This is a genomic window from Mycobacteroides franklinii (assembly GCF_002013895.1).
In the GTDB taxonomy this organism is placed as follows: domain Bacteria; phylum Actinomycetota; class Actinomycetes; order Mycobacteriales; family Mycobacteriaceae; genus Mycobacterium; species Mycobacterium franklinii.
On sequence record NZ_MAFQ01000004.1, the window covers coordinates 198378 to 219652 of the forward strand.

Annotated in this window: 20 protein-coding genes; 3 read left to right on the top strand and 17 right to left on the bottom strand. The window is 63.8% G+C overall.

The window, feature by feature from the left end:
• Position 1: 1 nt before the first annotated feature.
• The 5 genes from B4393_RS06850 to B4393_RS06870 are packed head-to-tail and all read right to left on the bottom strand — an operon-like array spanning position 2 to position 4029.
• Positions 2 to 1099 (bottom strand): glycoside hydrolase family 76 protein, encoded by a 1098-nt coding sequence (locus tag B4393_RS06850; protein ID WP_078333483.1) that lies wholly within the window; start codon positions 1097 to 1099, stop codon positions 2 to 4.
• A 21-nt stretch (positions 1100 to 1120) separates the two neighbouring features.
• Positions 1121 to 1804 carry a TrmH family RNA methyltransferase gene (locus B4393_RS06855; protein WP_109558434.1) on the bottom strand — a complete coding sequence of 228 codons (684 nt, stop codon included), beginning with the start codon at positions 1802 to 1804 and terminating at the stop codon, positions 1121 to 1123.
• Positions 1801 to 2700 carry a hypothetical protein gene (locus B4393_RS06860; protein ID WP_078333484.1) on the bottom strand — a complete coding sequence of 300 codons (900 nt, stop codon included), beginning with the start codon at positions 2698 to 2700 and terminating at the stop codon, positions 1801 to 1803. Before B4393_RS06860 ends, B4393_RS06855 begins: the two co-directional genes overlap by 4 nt.
• Positions 2697 to 3269 (bottom strand): orotate phosphoribosyltransferase, encoded by a 573-nt coding sequence (gene pyrE / locus B4393_RS06865; protein ID WP_078333485.1) that lies wholly within the window; start codon positions 3267 to 3269, stop codon positions 2697 to 2699. The genes B4393_RS06860 and pyrE overlap by 4 nt, the downstream gene beginning before the upstream one ends.
• The gene (locus tag B4393_RS06870) at positions 3256 to 4029 is read right to left on the bottom strand and encodes an SDR family NAD(P)-dependent oxidoreductase (RefSeq protein WP_078333486.1); all 774 of its coding nucleotides are present in this window, start codon (positions 4027 to 4029) and stop codon (positions 3256 to 3258) included. Before B4393_RS06870 ends, pyrE begins: the two co-directional genes overlap by 14 nt.
• A 231-nt stretch (positions 4030 to 4260) precedes the next feature.
• Here B4393_RS06870 and B4393_RS06875 point away from each other — a divergent pair, with 231 nt between their 5' ends.
• Together B4393_RS06875 and B4393_RS06880 are read left to right on the top strand one after the other, a co-directional pair.
• Positions 4261 to 4728 carry an MmpS family transport accessory protein gene (locus tag B4393_RS06875; RefSeq protein WP_078333487.1) on the top strand — a complete coding sequence of 156 codons (468 nt, stop codon included), beginning with the start codon at positions 4261 to 4263 and terminating at the stop codon, positions 4726 to 4728.
• Positions 4728 to 7526 (top strand): MMPL/RND family transporter, encoded by a 2799-nt coding sequence (locus B4393_RS06880; RefSeq protein ID WP_078333488.1) that lies wholly within the window; start codon positions 4728 to 4730, stop codon positions 7524 to 7526. Before B4393_RS06875 ends, B4393_RS06880 begins: the two co-directional genes overlap by 1 nt.
• 3 nt (positions 7527 to 7529) lie before the next feature.
• On the opposite strand, the gene B4393_RS06885 is transcribed toward B4393_RS06880, so the two are convergent.
• The 5 genes from B4393_RS06885 to B4393_RS06905 all read right to left on the bottom strand — a co-directional run bounded on the left by B4393_RS06885 (position 7530) and on the right by B4393_RS06905 (position 13168).
• Positions 7530 to 8261 (bottom strand): hypothetical protein, encoded by a 732-nt coding sequence (locus B4393_RS06885; RefSeq protein ID WP_070938165.1) that lies wholly within the window; start codon positions 8259 to 8261, stop codon positions 7530 to 7532.
• Positions 8262 to 8420: 159 nt separating this feature from the next.
• Positions 8421 to 10967 (bottom strand): ATP-dependent chaperone ClpB, encoded by a 2547-nt coding sequence (gene clpB, locus B4393_RS06890; protein ID WP_078333489.1) that lies wholly within the window; start codon positions 10965 to 10967, stop codon positions 8421 to 8423.
• A 161-nt stretch (positions 10968 to 11128) separates the two neighbouring features.
• Positions 11129 to 12046 (bottom strand): SRPBCC family protein, encoded by a 918-nt coding sequence (locus B4393_RS06895; RefSeq protein WP_078333490.1) that lies wholly within the window; start codon positions 12044 to 12046, stop codon positions 11129 to 11131.
• 39 nt (positions 12047 to 12085) lie between these two features.
• Positions 12086 to 12622 (bottom strand): SRPBCC family protein, encoded by a 537-nt coding sequence (locus tag B4393_RS06900; protein WP_078333491.1) that lies wholly within the window; start codon positions 12620 to 12622, stop codon positions 12086 to 12088.
• Positions 12623 to 12673: 51 nt separating this feature from the next.
• Positions 12674 to 13168, bottom strand: coding sequence for an SRPBCC family protein (locus tag B4393_RS06905; RefSeq protein ID WP_236743122.1), 495 nt, complete (start codon positions 13166 to 13168; stop codon positions 12674 to 12676).
• A gap of 385 nt (positions 13169 to 13553) precedes the next feature.
• Between B4393_RS06905 and B4393_RS06910 the strand changes: the two genes are divergently transcribed.
• Complete coding sequence (locus B4393_RS06910; RefSeq protein ID WP_078333492.1) at positions 13554 to 14708, top strand: FAD-binding oxidoreductase; 1155 nt, start codon at positions 13554 to 13556, stop codon at positions 14706 to 14708.
• On the opposite strand, the gene B4393_RS06915 is transcribed toward B4393_RS06910, so the two are convergent.
• From B4393_RS06915 to B4393_RS06945, 7 genes are all read right to left on the bottom strand, one after another.
• The gene (locus B4393_RS06915) at positions 14705 to 15124 is read right to left on the bottom strand and encodes a heat shock protein transcriptional repressor HspR (RefSeq protein WP_070938160.1); all 420 of its coding nucleotides are present in this window, start codon (positions 15122 to 15124) and stop codon (positions 14705 to 14707) included. The genes B4393_RS06910 and B4393_RS06915 overlap by 4 nt on opposite strands.
• Entirely contained in the window at positions 15121 to 16305 is a 1185-nt protein-coding gene (dnaJ, locus tag B4393_RS06920) for a molecular chaperone DnaJ (RefSeq protein ID WP_078282435.1), read from the bottom strand. The genes B4393_RS06915 and dnaJ overlap by 4 nt, the downstream gene beginning before the upstream one ends.
• 45 nt (positions 16306 to 16350) lie before the next feature.
• Complete coding sequence (gene grpE, locus B4393_RS06925; RefSeq protein WP_078333493.1) at positions 16351 to 17040, bottom strand: nucleotide exchange factor GrpE; 690 nt, start codon at positions 17038 to 17040, stop codon at positions 16351 to 16353.
• Positions 17037 to 18905 (bottom strand): molecular chaperone DnaK, encoded by a 1869-nt coding sequence (gene dnaK / locus B4393_RS06930; protein WP_078333494.1) that lies wholly within the window; start codon positions 18903 to 18905, stop codon positions 17037 to 17039. Before dnaK ends, grpE begins: the two co-directional genes overlap by 4 nt.
• A gap of 182 nt (positions 18906 to 19087) precedes the next feature.
• Positions 19088 to 19780, bottom strand: a complete 693-nt coding sequence (locus B4393_RS06935; RefSeq protein ID WP_078333522.1) for a hypothetical protein — start codon at positions 19778 to 19780, stop codon at positions 19088 to 19090.
• 93 nt (positions 19781 to 19873) lie between these two features.
• The gene (locus B4393_RS06940; RefSeq protein WP_078333495.1) at positions 19874 to 20725 is read right to left on the bottom strand and encodes a cytochrome c biogenesis CcdA family protein; all 852 of its coding nucleotides are present in this window, start codon (positions 20723 to 20725) and stop codon (positions 19874 to 19876) included.
• Between the two features lie 15 nt (positions 20726 to 20740).
• Positions 20741 to 21220 carry a TlpA family protein disulfide reductase gene (locus B4393_RS06945; RefSeq protein WP_070938155.1) on the bottom strand — a complete coding sequence of 160 codons (480 nt, stop codon included), beginning with the start codon at positions 21218 to 21220 and terminating at the stop codon, positions 20741 to 20743.
• Positions 21221 to 21275 lie beyond the last annotated feature (55 nt).

Consider the following 21275-nt stretch of genomic DNA (forward strand, 5'->3'; position numbering starts at 1 on the left):
GTCAGGCGACCACGTGTGCGGCTTCGAGCAGCATCCAACCGGACAGCTGCACCGACAAATCCCGCTCGGGAACCTTCGACGGATTGACCGCACCGGCCACGAACTGCGAAGCCGCCGACTGTGCGGTCGGCAGATCGGCCGACCGCGTCCAGTCCGCGCCGAACAACGGAAGATCCTCGACCGTCAGCCGATTGGCCCATGCGGCCTCCGCCGAGGCCAGCAAGATGTCCCGGGCCGTGGTGTGCGCATCGGCGTCCTGCGCCGAGTTCTCCGGGAGCGTGGTGACCACCAGCGCCAGATAACGGGCCAGAATGCCGTTGAACAGCCCGCCGTCTCCGCCGCCGCTGCCCCTGATGACCCCGTCGTCGGTCATCTGATCCCTGACCGCGTGGACCAGCCGATGCACGCGCTGGGCATGCCGCGACTCGGCGGTCCGCACCGCCAGCTCCGTCTCCAGCCCCAAAACCACACCCTGACAGTAGGTATAGGTGGCCCGTTCGAGGGTGCCGTCCTCTTGGATGCCATCGATCACCAGATGCGAGTCCGGGTCAACGAGAGTCTTGTCGATCCAGTCGGACATCACCTCTGCCCGCCACACTCTTCCGGTGCGCGCCAACACGATTGCCGCGGGCCCGTTGGCGGGGGTGTTGAAGAACCTGTCCTGCTTGCGCCACGGGATGCCACCCCCGTACTGCGGCATCCACGCGTCGAGGAACTGCTGCCGTAGGCGATTCAGCGCACGGGGACGCTCCAGGCCCAGCAGCTCGGAGGCGCGCTGCATGGCCAGCGCCAACCACGCCATGTCGTCGTAGTACTGGTTGGTCCACATGAAGACATTGCGAAAGCGATGTGCGCGTTGCATGTCCGCGATGTGCTTGAGCCGATCCGGGCGCGGGTCACGCAGTTGCGCATCGATCAGGCAGTCCTGCAGATGCGCCTGCCACCAGTAGTGCCAGTTCTTGAACCAGGTGGCACCCGGCGCCGGCGGCCATGTGACGATGCCCAATTGCATCCCCGGCAGATGCCACAGCGACGAGAGATGCCGTGCGGTAATCGCGGCTTCGGCGCTACTGGCACGGTTAGCCCACAGCACATCCATGCACCCGATACTAGGCGGGGCTCACCACGCCCTGTTCAGGTCGCCATGCTGGCGGATCCAGGCGTGCATGGCGATCCCCGCGGCGACCCCGGCATTGATGCTGCGCGTCGATCCGAACTGTGCGATCGAAACCGTCATCACCGCACCGCCTTTCGATGTATCGGTGACGCCCGGCCCCTCCTGTCCAAACACCATCAAACAGTCTGCGGGCAACTGTGCCGTCTCCAGCGGTACCGAGCCGGGCACGTTGTCGACGGCCACCACCGTCAGACCGGTCTGCTTGGCGTACTCGAGAAGCTCATCGGTGCTGTCATGGTGCATCAGGTGCTGATAGCGGTCGGTGACCATGGCGCCACGGCGGTTCCAGCGCCGCCGGCCCACGATATGCACGGTGTGCACCGCGAACGCGTTGGCGGTGCGCACCACCGTCCCGATATTGGCGTCATTTTCAAAGTTCTCGATGGCGATGTGTAACCGATGCCGTCTGCTGTCGATATCGGCGACGATCGCGTCTCGCCGCCAATAGCGATAGGCGTCAACCACATTGCGGGCATCACCGTCACGCAAGAGTTCCGGGTCGTAGCGCGGATCTTCCGGTAGCGGCAGACCCCGATCCAGCGCCCAGGGCCCCACACCGTTGCCGGTGGCGCCCCACAAAGACGGCTCCGTGGGTCCGTCCTTGGGATCTTCCGAGTCCGCACTCACGAGTTCGTCCACACCGCGGCGTGCGTACCGATCACCGACAGCGTGCCCGCGAGCACCGCCGCATTGATCTCCCCCTGCAGACATAGCGAGGGCTGCAGCTGCACGGCATCAAGGGCAGCGTCCGGCAGCACCAGCACCGAGGCGCCGTAGACCGCACAGCTGCGCGGTAGGCCGGGCCCGGGCAGCGTCGGTGCCACCGTGACCATGAGCGGTCCGCCGCGGGCCGCCGATTCATCGCGATAGCGCGCCGCGACCCCCGAAATGTTCAGCCCCAGCAGCGAGTATCCGTTGCCGGTGAAGGCATTTGGATCACCCAAATCCACCTGGCTGATCTGCTGACCGTTGGCCCGCCAGGCCTCCATGCTCTTGGTGATGATCACCAAGCCCGAGTCATTCTGCGGCGTCGGTAGCAGACCCATCGGGTACGCCACCGGGTAGGCCACGGTGGTTCCGGCAATACGGTCCTTGGCCGAGTACACGTACACGCCGCGCACCGCGCTCTGGTTTTGCATGGGCCCCAGGCACACCGTGCCGGTGAGCTGATCTGGAGTCGGTGCGCTCAGGGGATGTATCGACAGATCGGTCAGCCCACCGCACCCGTTCAATGCTGGCACTTCCAGCGGATGTGCCAGCGAACCGTACAGCCCGAAACGCAGATCCGCGGCGGCAGTGGGCTTCTCCCCCGGTTTGGCGGCCGCCCCCGTGATGTCGACCAGCACGTACCCGTTCTGGAATCGCAGATTGGCGACACCGAGGTTCCAGCCCAGCACACTCTGTGTCTCGCCGACCTTCGCAGCCTGAGCGCCGTAGACCTGTTGTTTCTCAGGGTCTTTCGAGCAGCCCGTCAGGACCAGGACCCCGGCCAACAGAGCAACCAGGGCCCTCCGGAAGGTCACGATCCGGCCAGGCCGAGATCCGCCAGTCCCAGCACATACCGATAGGGAACACCTTCGGCGCGAATAGCCTCGGCGGCACCGGTGTCACGGTCGACGACGGTCGCCACCCCGATCACCGTGCCTCCGGCCTCACGGACCGCTTGCACTGCGGTAAGCGCGGAACCGCCGGTGGTACTGGTGTCCTCGACCACCAGAACCTTCTGCCCGGCCACGTCGAATCCCTCGATAAGCCGTTGCATGCCATGGGCTTTCACCGACTTACGCACCACAAAAGCGTCGATGGGCCGTCCGCCGGCGTGCATGACGGCCGTCGCGACCGGATCAGCACCCAGAGTCAGCCCGCCAACCCCGGCGTAGTCCCAGTCGCTGGTCAGCTCGCGTACCAGCCGCCCGATCAGGGCCCCGGCACGGTGATGCAGTGTGGCGCGACGCAGGTCGACGTAATAGTCGGCCTCCTTGCCCGACGACAAGGTCACCTTGCCGTGCACCACCGCGATATCGCGGACCAACGCCGCCAACTCGTCACGCTCGGCGACGTTGAGATCCGGTCCTAAATCAAGTTCTGCCACGACCCCGTCCTACCACGCTGTTGAATTTCCGCACCAAACCTCTTGGTATTAACCGTGTTACCGAAGTGATCGCCTTGTATTGCACGCCGGGAACACTGAGCACCTTACCGGCGGCGATGTCATGCAGGCACGCGTTGACCACGTCATCAACCTGGAGCCACATGAATTCCGGGATGGTGCCCATCTCAATTCCGGCCCGCTCGTGAAACTCGGTGTGGATGAACCCGGGGCACAACACGTGCATGCCAACGCCGGTGCCCAACAACCCGTTTGCCAATCCTTCGGTGAAGGAGACCACCCAGGCCTTCGACGCCGAGTACGTCGAGCCGCGCCCGGAGACCAGGCCGGCTACGCTCGCCACATTGACGACGGTGCCGGTGCCCGCTTCGATCATCGAGGGCAGGGCCGCACGAGTCAGCTCCATGACGGCAGTGACATTCACGTCCAGCTGCGCGTGCAGCAGTTCGGGCGCCGCTACCCAGAACTCGCCGGCAGTCGCGAATCCGGCGTTGTTGATCAACACCGACACGCCGGCCGCGAGGCGCTTGGCGACCCTTGCCCGATCGGTGGCATCGGCCAGGTCGGCGGGCAGCACCTCGGCATGTACACCGAATCGGCAGGCGAGCTCGTCGGCCAGCGCCCCCAGGCGCTGCTCATCACGGGCAACGAGCACCACGTCATATCCCTGCGAGGCGTACTTGCGAGCAAAACCGCCCCCCAGGCCCGAGGTGGGGCCGGTGATGAGCGCCACGGGGCGCACGGAATTCGTGTCAGCCGCGGATGAGCCAAGACCGTCAGGCGCGGATGAGCCGCTTGCGCGAAGACCATCAGGCGCGGATGAGCCGCTTGCGCGAAGACCGTCGACCATGGTTGGTCAGCGTACCCGGCTGACCGGGCACTTCCTCTCGTCGCATAACCGGTACTAAAAGTTACTAGTACAAATTGTTCGGAAATCGCCGCTTGCCCGAGTCAGCGTTGCTAGCATCGCGAAATGCTCGACCGGGTAGTGGGGTGGCTCATAGAGCGTCAGCGCTGGATTTACCCGGTACTTATCGCATTGTGGCTCGCCGCGGGCACCTACATAACCACCGCGCCGAAGGTTGCACTGCCGACCCCGGAGACCGCCCCGACCGCGCAACCCGTGAGCGCCATGTCGCTCAGCCAGCCCAAGACGGTCACCTACGAGGTATCCAGCGGCGGAGCGCCCATCACGGTGTCCTATCTCGACGAAAAGGGCCAATCACGGCTCTTCAACGGCGCCGCGCCCTGGCGCACCAGCCTGACCACCAGCGATTTCGGATTCACCGCGGGCGTCACGGCGATATCCACCGGCACCGTGACCTGTCGAATCACCGTCGACGGCAAGGTCGCCGACGAGAAAACCGACACCAGCCGCACCCCTTCGGTGAGCTGCAATCTCGTCGCATTCCAAAAACTCGGCGCGCAAGGCGGTCACTGATGCACGACAGTCCAGTTTTCGGCCACTTCGCCGGGATCATCAGCAGGCACGCCGCCGCGATCATCGGGCTGCTCATGCTGGTGGCCGGTGGCCTGATGGCATCGGCACCCGACCTCGAAGAGCTCGCCCTGACCCACGGCAGCCCTATGATGCCCACCAACACCGAGTCCGCGGCCGCGCTCAAACACATGGCCAAGGCGTTCGGGGAGTCCGAGTCGAACAACACCGCCGCCGTCGTCGTCGTCAAGAATCAGCCGTTCACCGAGGAGGACCGGCAGTTCCGTGCCGAACTGATGAAGCGCCTGCGGGCCGACACCGAGCATGTGGAGCCGGGCATGGACATGTGGTCCGACCCGCAATTCGCGACAGCATCGGAAAGTCCCGACAAGATGGTCGCCTTGGCGCAGGTGCAACTGTCCGGGGAGATCGGCGGACCCAAGGCCATGGAATCCGCAAAGGCCGTGCAACGCATCATCGATGACATCGCCAAGCCTGCGGGCACCACGATCTACGCCACCGGAACAAGCCAGGCCGCCGCCGATCAGATCAACACGATGATGCGCGATGTCGTGATCATCGGTGGGCTGTCGCTCGTGCTGGTGGGCGGCCTGCTGCTCTTGGTATACCGCTCCCTCGTGGTCGCATTCTTGCCATTGATCACGGTGGGCGTTGCGGTCGGGATCGCTACCCCGATCGCAAGCTTCCTGACCCTGGCCGGGCTGATTCCGACATCCATGATGACCAACGCCTTGATGGGTGCGCTGGCGTTGGGCGCGGGTACCGACTACTCCATCTTCTTCATCGGCCGCTACCAAGAGGGCCGACGTGCCGGCCTCAGTGTCGACGACGCCTTCCGCGCAGGTTATCGAGGCGTGGCGCCGGTCGTGATCGCGTCCGGGTTTACGGTCGCAGGCGCGTTGTCCTGCATGACATTCGCCCAGCTGGACATGATGAGATCGATGGGCATCCCCGGGGCCATCACAATGATCTTCACGGTGCTGTCGGCGGTGACGGTGACACCCGGCGCGCTGCTCATCGGCGCGCGCAGGTTCGGCTGGTTCGAACCCAAATCGACCACCCGGTCGACCCGGCTGTGGCGCCGTATCGGCATCCGGGTGGCGCGCTGGCCAAAGCCCATATTCGTCACCACCTTCGCCGCATTGATCGTGCTCATGATGGTGATCCCCACCGCCTCCTTCAATTACGACGAACTGCAGTTCATCCCGAAGGACATGCCCAGCGCGGCCGGCATGAACGCGATTCAGGAGCACTTTCCCGCGGGCCAGATGAATCCCGACATGATCCTCATCCGCGCCCCAGAAGATCTGCGCACCTCGGCCAACATCGGACTCCTGGAGAAAGCAGCGCAACAGATCACCAAGCTGGACAGCGTGGCCTCGGTGCAGTGGATCACCCGGCCGACGGGGATCCCGATGGATCAGACCTCCCTCATGTACAGCGTGGGGATGGCCGGAACGATGGTGTCGCAGAACAAGATCGTCATGGAACAGCGGCAACAGCGGATCCGCGCGATGACCGACAACATGAACTCGATGATGACCACCCTGCAGGGTCTGCAGAACACGCTGCGTACCGCACAGCAGGGCGCCGCCCAATTCAGCGCGGCGGCCGGGCCGATCCAAGCCAGCCTGAATCAGATGAAATCACAACTTAATTCGGTGATGGGTCCGGCCCGCGAGGTGGTGCGGGCACAGCCCAACTGCGCCGCCGATCCGATGTGCGTGGGCGCACGATCCACCCTTTCCAACTTCGAGAACATGTCGAGCGTCACCGACCAAATGCGCAGTCTCGTCAGCACTTCGGGCTCCATGACCGGAGGTTTGGCCCAGGCCGCACGGACCATGCCGCGCATGCTCGACTCGATGTCCGCGATGCAGGATCTGATGACCGAGACCAATGAGCAGATGGCTCAGATGATGTCGCAAATCGATACCATGACCTCGCTGATGCAGGACCTCGGCCGAAGTAGTGCGGGCACCGGGGACTACTTCTACTTCCCCGCGCAGATGCTCTCAGATCCGCGTTTCAAGCCGTACCTGAAGATGATGTTCTCCGAGGACGGCACCACCACCCGCATGATCGTGATCGGCAACGGCAGCAGCTACGGCGACGAGGGCATCCAGCGCGTCCGGGATCTGGCGCATGAGATGAAGTACGCGCTCAAGGGCACTCGTTTGGAGGGCAGTGTCATCGAAATCGCCGGCCCGGCAGCACTGATCGGCGATATGCGGGTGATGCTCGACCGCGACGAAAAGCTGATCATGATCGGCTGTCTTACGGTGATCTTCACCGTGGTGCTGCTCCTGCTGCGCGGTTTGGTGGCCTCACTGATCGTCATCGGCTCGGTGCTGGTGTCCTTCGCGTCGACGCTCGGTCTGGCCCTGGTGATCTGGCAACACGTGCTCGGCATTCAGTTGCACTGGTCGGTGCCGGTCGCGGTGTTCGCGATTCTCATCTCGGTGGGCGCCGACTACAACCTGCTGGTGGCGTCGCGCTTCAAGGAAGAGATGAGTGCCGGTATCCGGACAGGTGTCATCCGCACCATCGCCGGCACCGGCGGAGTCGTGACGACAGCCGGGCTGGTATTCGCGATGACACAGTTCGCGATGATGGGTTCGAGTCTGGTGAACGTCGCTCAGATGGGCTCGACGATCGGTCTGGGTTTGATCATCGACACATTCGTCGTGCGCACCTTCACGGTGCCGACGCTCGCGGTGATCCTCGACAAGAAATTCTGGTGGCCACTGCCGATGAACCAGCTGTGGCGGCGTTCCTAGCGCCTAGTTGCCCTGCGGTTGGCCCTGACCCACGGGGGCGGGCTGCCGGTCGCCCGCGGGCGAGGAGTTGGAACCGACGGGTCGGCTCGGGCGTTCCGCGGCCTGGATGGGCGAGAGTGCCGATTCCCCGGACGGGGGCAACACGCGCAGCAGGTCATTGAACTGGCGGACGGCCTTGAGGCCCTCGTCCCACTGCTCACGGTTGCTGTTGATGGGAAGCGCGGCCAGCGTCCAGTGCTGCTCGTTCCACAACACCTCCGCCGTCTCGGTCGCGGTGTGGGCGAAGGTGACCATGCGCCGATCACAGGCGCGACGAGCGGCGTCCAGGTTGGTGGAGTACACCATGCGCGGCCCGATGGCACCCAACAGCCAGATATCCGATTCGCGAGGCTCCTGCATGACCTTGAGCCGCAGATCCACCATGACGTTGGTGCCCACCTTGCGGTGCAGCGCGATGATGGTCGCGACGTCCTCCAGGTCGAAGACGTAGACGGCCTCCCCACGGATCTGTCCGAGGACCACGTTCGCGGCCGCGGCCGATCCCGCGCTGGACATCACGCCGCGGTTCCAGCGCTTCACGATCTCTTTGTCCTGCGACATGTAGTCGAAGCCGTGAGATCGCGCCCAGGCCTTGCGGCGGTGTCCGCGGCTGCGGCGGCGGCCGATATCCACGTACAGCAGCACGCCCGCACAGACGAAGCACAGTGCGGACAGCGTGAACCAAAGTAGAGCCATCCGCGACAGCCTAACCGGTACCGGCCCAACTGCCGCACAGACCGCTCGGATCGTGACCCAGAGTTACCGGTCCGTGATGGGCTCTCGATAGCGCCGAATGTCGACTTACCGCGCGAAAGTCCGAGTAGACAGCGCGATAAGTCGACACTCGACAGCTACTTATCCCAGGATGAGCGATTCGCCGTCGGCACTCACGTTCACCGGAACGACGTCGCCATCGTGCACCTCACCGGCCAACAGCTGCTTGGCCAGCTTGTCGCCGATCGCCTGCTGCACCAGACGCCGCAGCGGACGTGCCCCGTAAATCGGGTCGAACCCGCGTTGGGCCAGCCACTTCTTGGCGGGCTCGGACACCTCGAGTGTCAACCGGCGCTGCGCGAGCCGCTTCTGCAGCTGTGCCAGCTGGATGTCGACGATCCGTACCAGTTCCTCAGGGTTGAGGCCTTCGAAGATCAACACGTCGTCGAGCCGGTTGATGAACTCCGGCTTGAACTTGGCACGCACCGCGGCCATCACCTGCTCCTCGGAGCCACCGGCCCCCAGGTTGGAGGTGAGGATCAAGATGGTGTTCCGGAAGTCCACCGTGCGGCCCTGACCGTCGGTGAGACGTCCCTCATCGAGCACCTGCAGCAGCACATCGAACACATCCGGGTGCGCCTTTTCCACCTCGTCGAACAGCACCACCGTGTACGGGCGCCGGCGCACCGCCTCGGTCAGCTGACCGCCGGCGTCATAGCCGACATAACCCGGAGGGGCACCGACAAGTCGTGCGACCGAATGCTTTTCGCCGTACTCCGACATGTCGATACGCACCATGGCGTGCTCGTCGTCGAAGAGGAAGTCCGCGAGCGCCTTGGCCAACTCGGTCTTGCCGACACCGGTGGGCCCGAGGAACAGGAACGATCCGGTGGGCCGGTTCGGGTCGGCGACACCGGCCCGGGCGCGGCGTACCGCATCCGAGACGGCCTCGACGGCCTTCTTCTGCCCGACCACCCGCGCCCCCAGCACGTCTTCCATGCGCAGCAGCTTGGCGGTTTCGCCTTCCATGAGCCGCCCGGCCGGGATACCGGTCCAGGCCGACACCACATCGGCGACGTCGTCGGGGCCGACCTCTTCCTTGAGCATGACGTTCCCGTCATGGTCCAGGCCTGGAAGCGCTGCCTCCAGCTGCTTCTCCAGCTCGGGAATGCGTCCGTAGCGCAGTTCGGCGGCCTTACCCAGATCGCCGTCGCGTTCGGCGCGGTCGGCTTCTCCCTTGAGGCCTTCCAGCTGCTCCTTGAGATCACGGACCGCGTCGATGGCCTTCTTCTCGTTCTGCCACCGTGCGGTCAGCTCCGCGAGCCGCTCCTTCTTATCGGCCAGCTCCTCACGCAGCTTGACCAGGCGCTGCTTCGAGGCCTCGTCGTCTTCCTTCGACAGCGCCATCTCTTCGATCTCGAGACGACGCACAACACGCTCGACCTCGTCGATTTCCACTGGGCGCGAATCGATTTCCATGCGCAGACGAGATGCGGCCTCGTCGACAAGGTCAATCGCCTTATCCGGCAGGAAGCGTGAGGTGATGTACCGGTCGGACAGCGTCGCGGCGGCCACCAGTGCCGAGTCGGTGATCCGTACGCCGTGGTGAATCTCGTAGCGCTCCTTGATGCCACGGAGGATGCCCACGGTGTCCTCGACCGACGGCTCACCCACCAGCACCTGCTGGAACCGCCGCTCCAGGGCGGCGTCCTTCTCGATGTACTTGCGATACTCGTCGAGTGTGGTGGCACCGACCAGGCGCAGCTCACCGCGTGCCAGCATGGGCTTGATCATGTTGCCGGCGTCCATCGCCGACTCTCCGGTCGCGCCCGCACCCACGATGGTGTGCAGTTCGTCGATGAACGTAATCAATTGTCCGGCAGAGTTTTTGATCTCATCCAGAACAGCCTTCAACCGCTCCTCGAACTCGCCCCGGTACTTCGCACCGGCCACCATGGAGCCAAGGTCCAGCGATACGACAGTCTTGCCACGCAGACTTTCGGGTACGTCGCCGGCGACGATGCGCTGCGCCAGGCCCTCCACGATGGCGGTCTTACCGACACCGGGCTCACCGATCAGCACCGGATTGTTCTTGGTGCGCCGGCTCAGCACCTGTACGACGCGGCGGATCTCGGTATCGCGACCGATCACCGGGTCGAGCTTGCCCTCACGGGCACGGGCGGTCAGATCGGTGGAGTACTTCTCCAATGCCTGGAACGTCGCCTCGGGCTCGGCACTGGTCACCCGGCCGCTGCCGCGCACCTGAACGAAGGCATCGCGCAGCGCCTGTGGGGTAGCGCCGCTGTTGGCAAGCAGTTTGGCGATATCGGAATCACCGGTGGCCAAGCCGACGAGCAAGTGCTCGGTGGATACATAGTCATCGTTGAGCTCGGTGGCGAGCTGTTGCGCCGTGGTGATCGCGGCGATGGAGTCACGCGACAGCTGCGGGTTGGCGCTGGCGTTACTGACTTGAGGCAGCCGATCGGCGATGACCTGCGCTTCGTTGCGTACGACCGCGGGGTCGACACCCACGGCCTGTAGAAGCGGCGCGGCGATGCCATCGGCCTGGCTCAGCAGCGCCACCAACAGGTGGGCCGGACGGATTTCGGGGTTGCCCGCTGAGGTCGCTGCCTGGAGGGCAGCAGTCAGCGCGGCCTGAGTCTTCGTGGTCGGATTGAACGAGTCCACAACACCTCCATTGGTTGAGAGAAAAGTTAGTCATTGGTTCTAACGTCAAAAATCTTGAGTCTGTTCCGCTCAACTTTGGATTTTTTCCGGCTGCAGTGTCTACCTCATCACACCAAGCGATGCTCCGGAACGAGATGGTGCCGTCGTGCCCGAATCGGCGCTCACTCTTGGGGGCCGCGCCCCTCCAGCAGCTCGCCGAGTCGGGACAGGACGGGAACCGCCCCTCCCCGTAAGACCGACCGCACCTGACGATTGAGCGGGAACTCCGGATCGAATCCGCTCAACCGGAACCACAGTTGAGTTCCGCCGTCCAGCGGACGCAGCCGCCAGGTCATATTGAGTGCGGTGATCCCACCCATGATGGGAATCTCGAACGTGCACACGATGAGCTCGGGCTCGCGCACCTCCAAGAACTCCATGTCCACCCGCCCGCCGAACCCGACAAGCGGGATCGGATAGGTGGTCACGGTGAGCCGCCCGCCCGTCTCCACCACTCCGAGATCGTGGTCGTTGACCAGTTCGCCCACAAACTCCTTCGAGGTGATGGCCTGCCAGACCGTTTGTGGCGAATGGTGATAGAACTCGCCCAGACTGAATGACGTCGCGTCGTCTGGCGGGGGCCCCGCACCGGCTTCCGGAGCAGCCATCAGTTCCGCAATCCGGGACATGACCAATGTCCAGATGTCCCGAACAAGAATCCGGAGTCGTCCATGAACCGGGTTGGCGACATCAAATCCGTTGTGTACTACCAGTAATCGCGTTCCGCCCGCTTCTGGATGCAGCGTCCAGGTGGCCTGCAGATTCAACGAACTCTCGGGCGTGGTAAACCGGTACGCCAAACGTTCGTTGGGTACGACGTCGGTGAACTCACAGTCCCCACGGCCGTCGAAATTCACCTCCGGCATCGGGAACGTGGTGAACGCGAACGATTTACCCGTCTCGACGGAGTCCCCGACGAGGTCGGTCGTCCAGTCCGAGATCGAGGCGGGCGATGTCATGGCGTGCCAGACCTGCTCCGCCGAATAGGGGAAGAACTGCCCAACTGTCACCGATGTCAGGTCATCCGGCGACGCGGTCATACCCCTGGGATACCGCAGTTGTGTAAGACGTGTGGGCAATCAGGCGGATACATCGGTGACCAGACAGTGCGGCGGCTGATCGTCGCCGGTCCGGGCAGAGTCGATACATCGACCGAGTCTGCCCATCGTCCCGGGCCAGCCGCGCTCGGAGAGCGTTCGGTACACCCGCGAAGCGGAGTCGTCAGGGTCGAATCCCTCATGGCGCAGGGTGACCATGGTGCCGCCTGGCACCTCGTGCAGCGTCCACGTCACGGTCCATTCCCTGTTCTTCGCCGATTTCATATCCCACCAGCGGATGGACAGCACCGCATTGGGGGTAGCCGCGAGCACCTCGCAGGACAGCGCGCCAGAGAAGTCGGCCATGGGTATGGGAAAGGACGTGAAGCGGAACCGGGTTCCGACCTCGGGCCGAAATCCGATCGGGTCCATCAGCCATTCCTCCATGGCATCCGGACAAGCCATCACGCTCCATACCCTCTCGGGCGGATGCGGATAGAACTGGTCAAGAACGATAGTGGCGATGTCGTTCGCGTCGTCGGGCACGGCACTCTCCAGATCGGTTGGGTTATCTTTCATACCCCACCAATCTGGGTTACCGCCGTGTTCTCATCTGTTAGCCAAGCAAACTCATCCGCATGAGCGCTCAACGCCATCCCCGTCTCTCGAGGTAGTCGCTGCACGATCGATGAGGCGCCCCAGCTTGGTCATCGCAGTGGGCCAGAACAAGTCCGAAAGGGCCGCCATCCTGTGCACAGCTGGGTCATCGCTATCGAATGCTGGCCGGCTCAAGGTCACCATAGTGCCCTCCGGCACCGAAACAAGAGTCCACGTCGTTCGCCAGGCAACCGGGGCATCCAGTTTTGTATCCCACCAGGAAATTGCCAGCTTTTTGTATTGCGTAGCCACTAGAACTTCGCACGCGATATCCCCCGAATAGTTGGCAATCGGCACCGGAAGATCCAGCAGCCGGTACCGCGTACCCACCTCCGGACGAAACCCAACCTGTTCGACGAACCAGTCCCCCATGACGTCGGGGTCGACCAGAACATTCCATACGCGCCCCGGAGGGTGCGGATAGAAGAAATCTGCGACGACATCCGCCGAGTCGTACGGATCGCCCACAGCGCACTCCCTCGTAGGTAGTGACACCCTTTGTACTCCGCGAAACCGGCGACCGGGATTACTGGAGTGATTAACCAGGCAAACGTATCGCGGGTACCTCGGCGGTACCGCGCCACTCGATGGATGGGGTACGTAGTGCAATCGATCTCACAATTGCCCGGATGCCGCGGCCACAGAACATTGGCAAACGACGATCAAAGCTCTCCACCAGGCCTGTAGTGAAGGAAGAGCGCCCACGGCGGTTCAGTCAGCACACGGATGAACGCACCGCCAGGTCATCTGCCGCCAGTCTGGCCTCACACAGTCTCAGACAGGCCCGGAATTTCCCTTCTAGACTGGCCTCTCGGTAGAGGAGAACCCCGGAAAGGTTAGGCAACGGAAGCTCGTGGGGCTTGAGGACGTCGAAGCACTGCACGACTTGGTCGGCGGGGTCGAGCTATCGGGAAACAAACTTGTCCGAAGCTTCTACATCCGCTGGTTCGCCATCGATCCCACAGTCGGCGATCTCTTCCCCGCCGACATGTCGGCACAACGCGAGCACTTCCGTCAGGCACTCCAATTCGTGCTCTGGGAGATGGCGGCCTACCGCACCGAGGGTTTGGTCAACTTCCTAGCCCAGCTGGGCCGCGACCACCGCAAGTTCGGAGCCACCAACAGCCAGTACGACACCATGCGCCAAGCCCTGCTGGACACCACGCGGGAGGTGCTGGCGCCGATTTGGGATCAGCGGATGGAGGCCACCGCCACCGAGGTGTACACGGTGATGATCGAGGTGATGCGCAGCGCCGCCGCCTCCGACATCGGCCAGCCCTGGTGGGACGGCAAGGTCATCGAATATCACCGCACTTCCAGGGATCTCGCACTAATCCGGCTGAAGCTCAACACGCCCATGCAGTATCACTGCGGACAGTACGTTCATGTCCAGGTGCCGCAAAGCCCGCGAAACTGGCGTTATCTCAGTCTGGCGATTCCGCCGGATCCCGAGGGCTACATAGAATTTCACGTCAAGGCGGTACCCGGTGGACTAGTCAGCGGCGACATGGTCAACAAGACCAAGGTGGGTGACACCTGGCGGATTTCACCGCCACTCGGCGCGCTGTCGGTGAATCGAGACGGCGGAGACATACTCATGGTCGCGGGCAGTACCGGTATCGCACCGCTGCGCTGCCTCATCATGGAACTATCCCAGTGGGCCGAAAACCCAAGAGTGCACCTGTTTTACGGGGCACGCTATCCGCAGGAGCTCTATGACCTGTGGACACTCTGGCATATCGCCTCGATCAATCCTTGGCTGTCGGTCACGCCGGTCACCGAATACCCGCGAAACCCGGACTGGGCCACCGAATACCACGATCCGACACCGCCCCGCGGCCTCCATGTCCGCCAGACGGGACTGCTCTCGGAAGTGGTGACGGCATACGGCGGTTGGGGCGACCGGCAGATCCTGCTCGGCGGCTCGGCGTCCATGATCCAGGCCACCAAGGAAGCGCTGGTATCAAAGGGAGCTGACGCCTCCAGAATTCAGCACGATCCCCTTTAGCGCTGCTGACGCGGCTGCCAGACGACCACCGCGGTGCTCTTAGGAATGACCGCGACCTCGCGGCCCGCCGTCGCGGCGCGCAGCTGGGCCACCTCGGCCGTCAGCTCGGCCAGCTTGGCCTGTAACGCCTCAACCTGGTTTGTCAGTTCGATAACCCGTTTTATGCCAGCAAGATTGACGCCTTCATCCTGCGACAGACGCTGTACCTCGCGCAGCAGATCCACGTCACGCTGCGAGTAGCGCCGACCGCCACCAGTGGTGCGTTCGGGGCTGACCAGGCCCAGCCGGTCATACGTGCGCAGCGTCTGCGCGTGCATACCGGCGAGCTCAGCGGCCACAGAGATCAGGAAGGTGCGTGCGCCTCGCTCGGGCTGGCGGCGCCGGGGGGTGCCGCCGCCTCCTTGCGAGGACGTCATCGCGCACCCGCCCAACCCGCTCGCGGATCGAACCCACTCGCCTTCTCTGCCACCTGATAGCGCTGCAACGCTTCCAGCGCACTGTCTTCCAGCTTCGAGGGCACCGCGACCTTGACGGTGACCAATAGGTCGCCGTTTCCGCCGGCGCGCTTCGGAATCCCGCGTCCGCGTACCCGCAGGATGCGCCCGTCGGAGGTACCCGCGGGCACCTTCACTCCGACGCGACCTTCCAGTGTCGGCACGGAAACCGTGGCTCCCAGCGCCAATTCGGTGAAGCTCACCGGAACGGTGAGAGTCAGATCGTCGCCATCGCGGGTGAACACCTTGTCGGGCCGCACATGCACGGTGACGTACAGATCGCCGGACGGCGCGCCCCGCAGGCCTGCCTCACCCTGCCCGGCCAGCCGAATACGTTGTCCGTCATCGACTCCCGGTGGGATCCGCACGGTGATGGTGCGCGTGCGGGTAGTCACACCGGTGCCCTGGCAGTCCGTGCAAGGGTTTTCGATGATCGAGCCTGTACCGCGGCAGTCTGCGCACGGCTCGGAGAACCCGAAGGCGCCCTGGTTGCGGTTGATGACACCGCTGCCGTTGCACGAGCCACAGACCTTCGGGCTGGTACCCGGGCGCGCGCCGCTGCCGTGGCAGGTGGTGCATGGCGCGGGGCTGGTCAGCCGCAGCGGAACCGACACACCCTTGCAGGCCTCGACGAAGTCGAGCTGAGTTTCGGTTTCCAAGTCGTTGCCGCGACGCGGCCTGCTGGCGCGCGGTTGGGCGCGCTGGCCGAACAGTCCACCGAACAGATCGCCGATTCCGCCGCCGCCAGAGGTGTCGGCATTACCGAACAAATCGTTCAGATTGAACTCGGCACTGTTGGCACCGCCGCTGAATCCGCCACCGCCACCGAATCCGTTGTCGCCGAAGCGCCGTCCGTATCCGCCGCCGGCGAAGAGACGACGGGTCTCGTCGTACTCCTTGCGCTTGGCCGTATCGGACAACACATCCTTGGCTTCGCTGACGGCCTTGTATCGGTCCTCAGCAGCCTGGTTTCCGGGGTTTCGGTCCGGGTGATTCTCGGCCAGCAGCTTGCGCGCGGCCTTCTTGATTTCGTCTTGGGTCGCGGTGGAGGAGACGCCGAGCTCCTTGTAGAAGTCCTTCTCGACCCATTCACGTTGCGTCACCCGACATCACCTCCTTCGCGTCCATCGGGTCCTACTGTGCAGTTCTTACTCTGATTCTGTCTCGGATTTGGTTTCGGCATCGCCGGTTCCAGGTTCCTGCTCGGCCTTGTCGCCATCGGTGACCACGACCATCGCGGTGCGCAGCACCCGATCGCCCATCTTGTAGCCCTTGCGCAGCACCGCGGCCAGCACCGGGTGGCCGTCCTGGCCATCGTGCTGAACCGCCTCGTGCAACGAGGGATCGAAGTCGTCACCCTCGGCGCCGAACGTTGCCAACCCCAGCCCTTCGAAGGCTGCCGTCAACTTGTCCGAAACACTGCGCAACGGACCCGATTCCAGGTCGCCGTGCTCCCGCGCGCGATCGAGGTCGTCGAGCACGCCCAGCAGCTGAGTCACCACGGATGCCTTGGCCGAGTCAATGACGGCCTGCCGGTCCCGTTCCACCCGCTTGCGGTAGTTGGCGAAATCGGCATGCGCACGCTGCAGGTCGGCCGTTAATTCGGCCACCTTGGCATCCGCATCCGAGTCGCCCTCAGAGGCCGCGGCCCCGGGTGCCGAAGCACCCGGTTCCGCTGCAGCAGCCTTCTTTTCGGGGTTGGATGTCGCCGACCCCGCAGCTCCGGCCGCCTTCGCCTCTTCGCGGACCGCGCCGGTGTTGGGATCGATCCGGCGCTTGTCGGTGACAGTCACCGGTTCGCGATCTTCTTCCCGATCTTGCCCACCTGACGGGGTCACTTGCTGTCCTTCTCCTCGTCGACAACCTCGGCATCAACGACATCGCTATCGGCGGAGCCGGCGCCACCCTCGGCACCAGCACCCTCGGCCTGAGCCTTGGCGGCCGCAGCCTCGTAGATGGCCTGACCCAGCGCCTGCGACTGCTCGCCGAGCTTCTCCATCGCCGCCTTGATAGCGCCGATATCGGTGCCTTCCAGCGCCTTCTTGGCTTCGCTGATGGCTTCGTCGACCTTGGACAGTGTCTCGTCAGAGACAACCTTCTCGCTGCCCTCGGCCGGCTCACGCTGCTCCTTGACGAACTTCTCCGTCTGGTAGACCAGCGACTCGGCCTGGTTGCGGACATCGGCCTCTTCGCGACGCTGCTTGTCCTCGTCGGCGTGCGCCTCGGCGTCCTTGATCATCCGGTCGATCTCTTCCTTGGAGAGGCCGGAGCCCTCCTGGATCTTGATCGTGTTCTCCTTGCCGGTGCCCTTGTCCTTCGCGGTCACGTGCACGATGCCGTTGGCATCGATGTCGAAGGTGACCTCGATCTGCGGCACACCGCGCGGCGCCGGCGGAATGCCGGTCAGCTCGAAGGAGCCCAGGAGCTTGTTGTGCGAAGCGATTTCGCGCTCACCCTGGTACACCTGGATCTGCACCGACGGCTGATTGTCGTCCGCCGTGGTGAAGGTCTCCGACCGCTTGGTGGGGATGGTGGTGTTGCGTTCGATGAGCTTGGTCATCACGCCACCCTTGGTTTCGATACCGAGGGACAGCGGGGTGACGTCAAGCAGCAGAACGTCTTTCACCTCACCCTTGAGCACACCGGCCTGCAGCGCGGCACCCACGGCGACAACCTCGTCCGGGTTGACACCCTTGTTGGGCTCCTTGCCGCCGGTCAGTTCCTTGACCAGGTCGGTGACCGCGGGCATACGGGTGGAACCACCCACCAGCACGACGTGGTCGATGTCGGCAACGGAAACACCGGCATCCTTGATCACCGACTGGAACGGCTTACGGGTGCGGTCCAGCAGGTCCTGAGTGATCTTCTGGAACTCGGCACGCGTCAGCTGCTCGTCGAGGAACAGCGGGTTCTTGTCCGCGTCAACCGTGATGTACGGCAGGTTGATCGAGGTGGACTGACTCGAGCTCAGTTCAATCTTGGCCTTCTCGGCAGCCTCACGCAGACGCTGCATCGCCATCTTGTCCTTGGTCAGGTCGATACCGGCGCTGGCCTTGAACTTGTCGACGAGCCAGGTCACGATGCGCTCGTCCCAGTCGTCACCACCGAGGTGGTTGTCACCGGAGGTCGCACGAACCTCGACGACACCGTCGCCGATTTCCAGCAGCGAAACGTCGAAGGTGCCACCACCGAGGTCGAAGACCAGGATGGTCTGCTCCTTCTCGCCCTTGTCCAGGCCGTAGGCCAGAGCGGCTGCGGTCGGCTCGTTGACGATGCGCAGCACGTTCAGGCCGGCGATCTGGCCGGCTTCCTTGGTCGCCTGACGTTGGGCGTCGTTGAAGTACGCCGGCACGGTGATGACGGCGTCCTCGATGTCCTCACCCAGGTAGGCCTCGGCGTCGCGCTTCAGCTTCTGCAGCGTGCGGGCGCTGATTTCCTGGGGGGTGTAGTTCTTTCCGTCGATTTCGACGGTCCAATCGGTGCCCATATGACGCTTGACCGAACGGATGGTCCGGTCGACGTTGGTCACCGCCTGGTTCTTGGCGGGCTGCCCGACCAGTACCTCGCCATTGCGCGCGAACGCAACGACAGATGGGGTGGTGCGAGAGCCTTCCGAGTTCGCGACAACTACCGGGTCGCCGCCTTCGAGGACGGCGACAACGGAGTTGGTGGTCCCGAGGTCGATTCCGACCGCACGAGCCATAGTTCATTCCTCCTGTTGGTTACCTCATTGCCTTCAGTGAGATCCGCTCAAGTTTGCCTCGTCCGGACCTTTTCGTCAAGCCATAGTTGAGTCAATGTGACTCAAGTTCGACATACAGCTCAACGGGCCACCGCCCATATTTGTTCCCAAACGATGAAAACCCCTTCTACTAGGGGTTTTGACTAGCCCTGCGGCGGTGGGAAGCAGTCCTTCCACTCGCCGTTCTCGACGAGCAACGGGATGTGGTTGGTCTGAGTCTGGGGCGGGTACTGGTCGAATGCGGTCGTGGAAATCAGATCAGCGGTCGCGGTATCACCGGTGATCTTGAGGTTCTCCACCTTCCAGTCCTGGACAACGGTGAGTTCGGCGAGCATCTTGCGCTGCGCGGCCTGGTACGCGGCCTCATCCTGGCGGTGCCACGCCTCAACCATCGCCTTGGCGGTCTCGATCGACATCTTCGGGTGTTTCTGCTGCAAGAGCGCCGGCACCCGCTGCACGGTATCGAGGTTCTGAGCCTCCTGGGCGGTCCCCATCGCCGACATCGGCTGCACTGCCTTCATCATCGCCGCCCGCGTCGCATCCTTGTACTGCGCGCAGCTGACGTCGACGAGCGCGTCGATGTCGTAGTTCTCATTGGCCTGCCGCTCCCGCTCGAACAGCGCACGGATAGCGGCCTCGTCGGTCGCCGGCGTACGAACCGGCTTTACCGGGGTCGTCGACGGCGCGGCACTCGAGGAGCTGGTGGCCGCCGACGTCGAGGAACCGTCCGCGGCGATGCGGCGCAACGGCTGGTCGTCCTGGCACCCCGCCAGCGCAACCGTAGCGGCCAGCGCCAGCATCGGTGCCACCCCAGATTTGATCCACACCCTGGCCATCATCGTCCCCCTCGCAGTCAGCTGGTGCCCCTCAGGTTACCGGCGCGTGGGTTCGCCCGTCCGTCCATTCGCCGTACCCAAACCCCGGATCGCCTAGCGCCTTCTCCGTACCGCGTACGAACTCAATGCCGCGACAACCACAATGAGCGCGATACCGCCCACCAGCGGCCACACCCCGGTGGCATCCACCACACCAACCAGCCAGGTCTGCACCGTGCCGGCCGCGTTGATCACCGGATCGTCGGCGCTCCCGTCGCCGAAGTTCAGCCGAATCTCGTAGTAGCCGTAGTAGGTGATGTACAGACCGGTCAACAGCACAATCACCCCGGCGATGCGACCCACATGGGGCAGCACCTTGCGCATGCTGGCTTGCACCGAATTACCCAGCAGGGCAACGGCTAACGCCGCGACACCCACGGTCACCGCCATACCCGCCCCGTAGGCGAGGAAGGCCAGCACACCCGAGACGATCGATCCCTGTTTGAAGGTGGTACTGATGACCGCCAGGAACGGTCCCACGGTGCAAGACAATGACGCCACCGCGTAGGTGACCCCGTAGCTGTACATCGAAAGCAACGACGAGGTCGGTGCCGCGCCGGCGACCCGCGGCAGCACGATGGAGAGCTCACGGCCGGATAGCAGCCAAATCGACAGCGCCACAAGGGCGATACCGATCACCACGGTCGCGAAGGGCATGTACCGGCCGGCCGAGGCGACCACCGGTGAGATGACAAGACCGAAAATCCCGAAGACCGTCAGGAATCCGGCGGCCATCGCCACTGTCGCCGTCGCCGCCCGCGTGACCGCGGTCAGCCGTGACGTGGAGCCATCGCTTCCGGCAATCACCAGGCCGAGATAGCCCGGGAGAAAGGCGAATCCACACGGATTAAGCGCCGCCACCAGTCCGGCCCCCAGCGCGAAAGTGAGTGCTGCGGTATCAATCACGTCGATACCGCGGTATCAGTGCAACTGCCCGATCTTCTTGTCGAGATCCGGCCCAGACAGCGGGCTCTTGATCACCTCGGCTTTGCCCTCGGATCCCAGAAACGCGAAGGCCGGCTGATGGGTGACGTCGTACAGGGCCCACACCTTGGCGTCGGTGTCGGCCAGCTGAGTAAAGGTCAGGCCGTACTTGTTCACGAAGTCGCGCATCGCGGGCACCTGGTCCTGCGCGGCCACACCAACAAAGGTGACGTCCGGATGTGCGGTGGCCGCCTTCTGCAGATCGGGGGCTTCCTTCTGACATGTCGGGCACCACGGCGCCCAGAACCACAGCACCGCCTTCTTCCCGGCAAGGCTGCTGCCCGCGAAGTCGGCCCCATCGATGGTCTGGGCAGAGAAGTCCAGCAATCGTGACGATTGTATGGAGGAGGTGGTGCCCCTATCGGCGCCGGAACATCCCGACAACCCGACACCTAAGGTCAGAGCCAATACGGCCATGACCGAAACCGCAACGCGTGATATCACTTTCCCTCGTTTCGCCGCATCCCCGTCA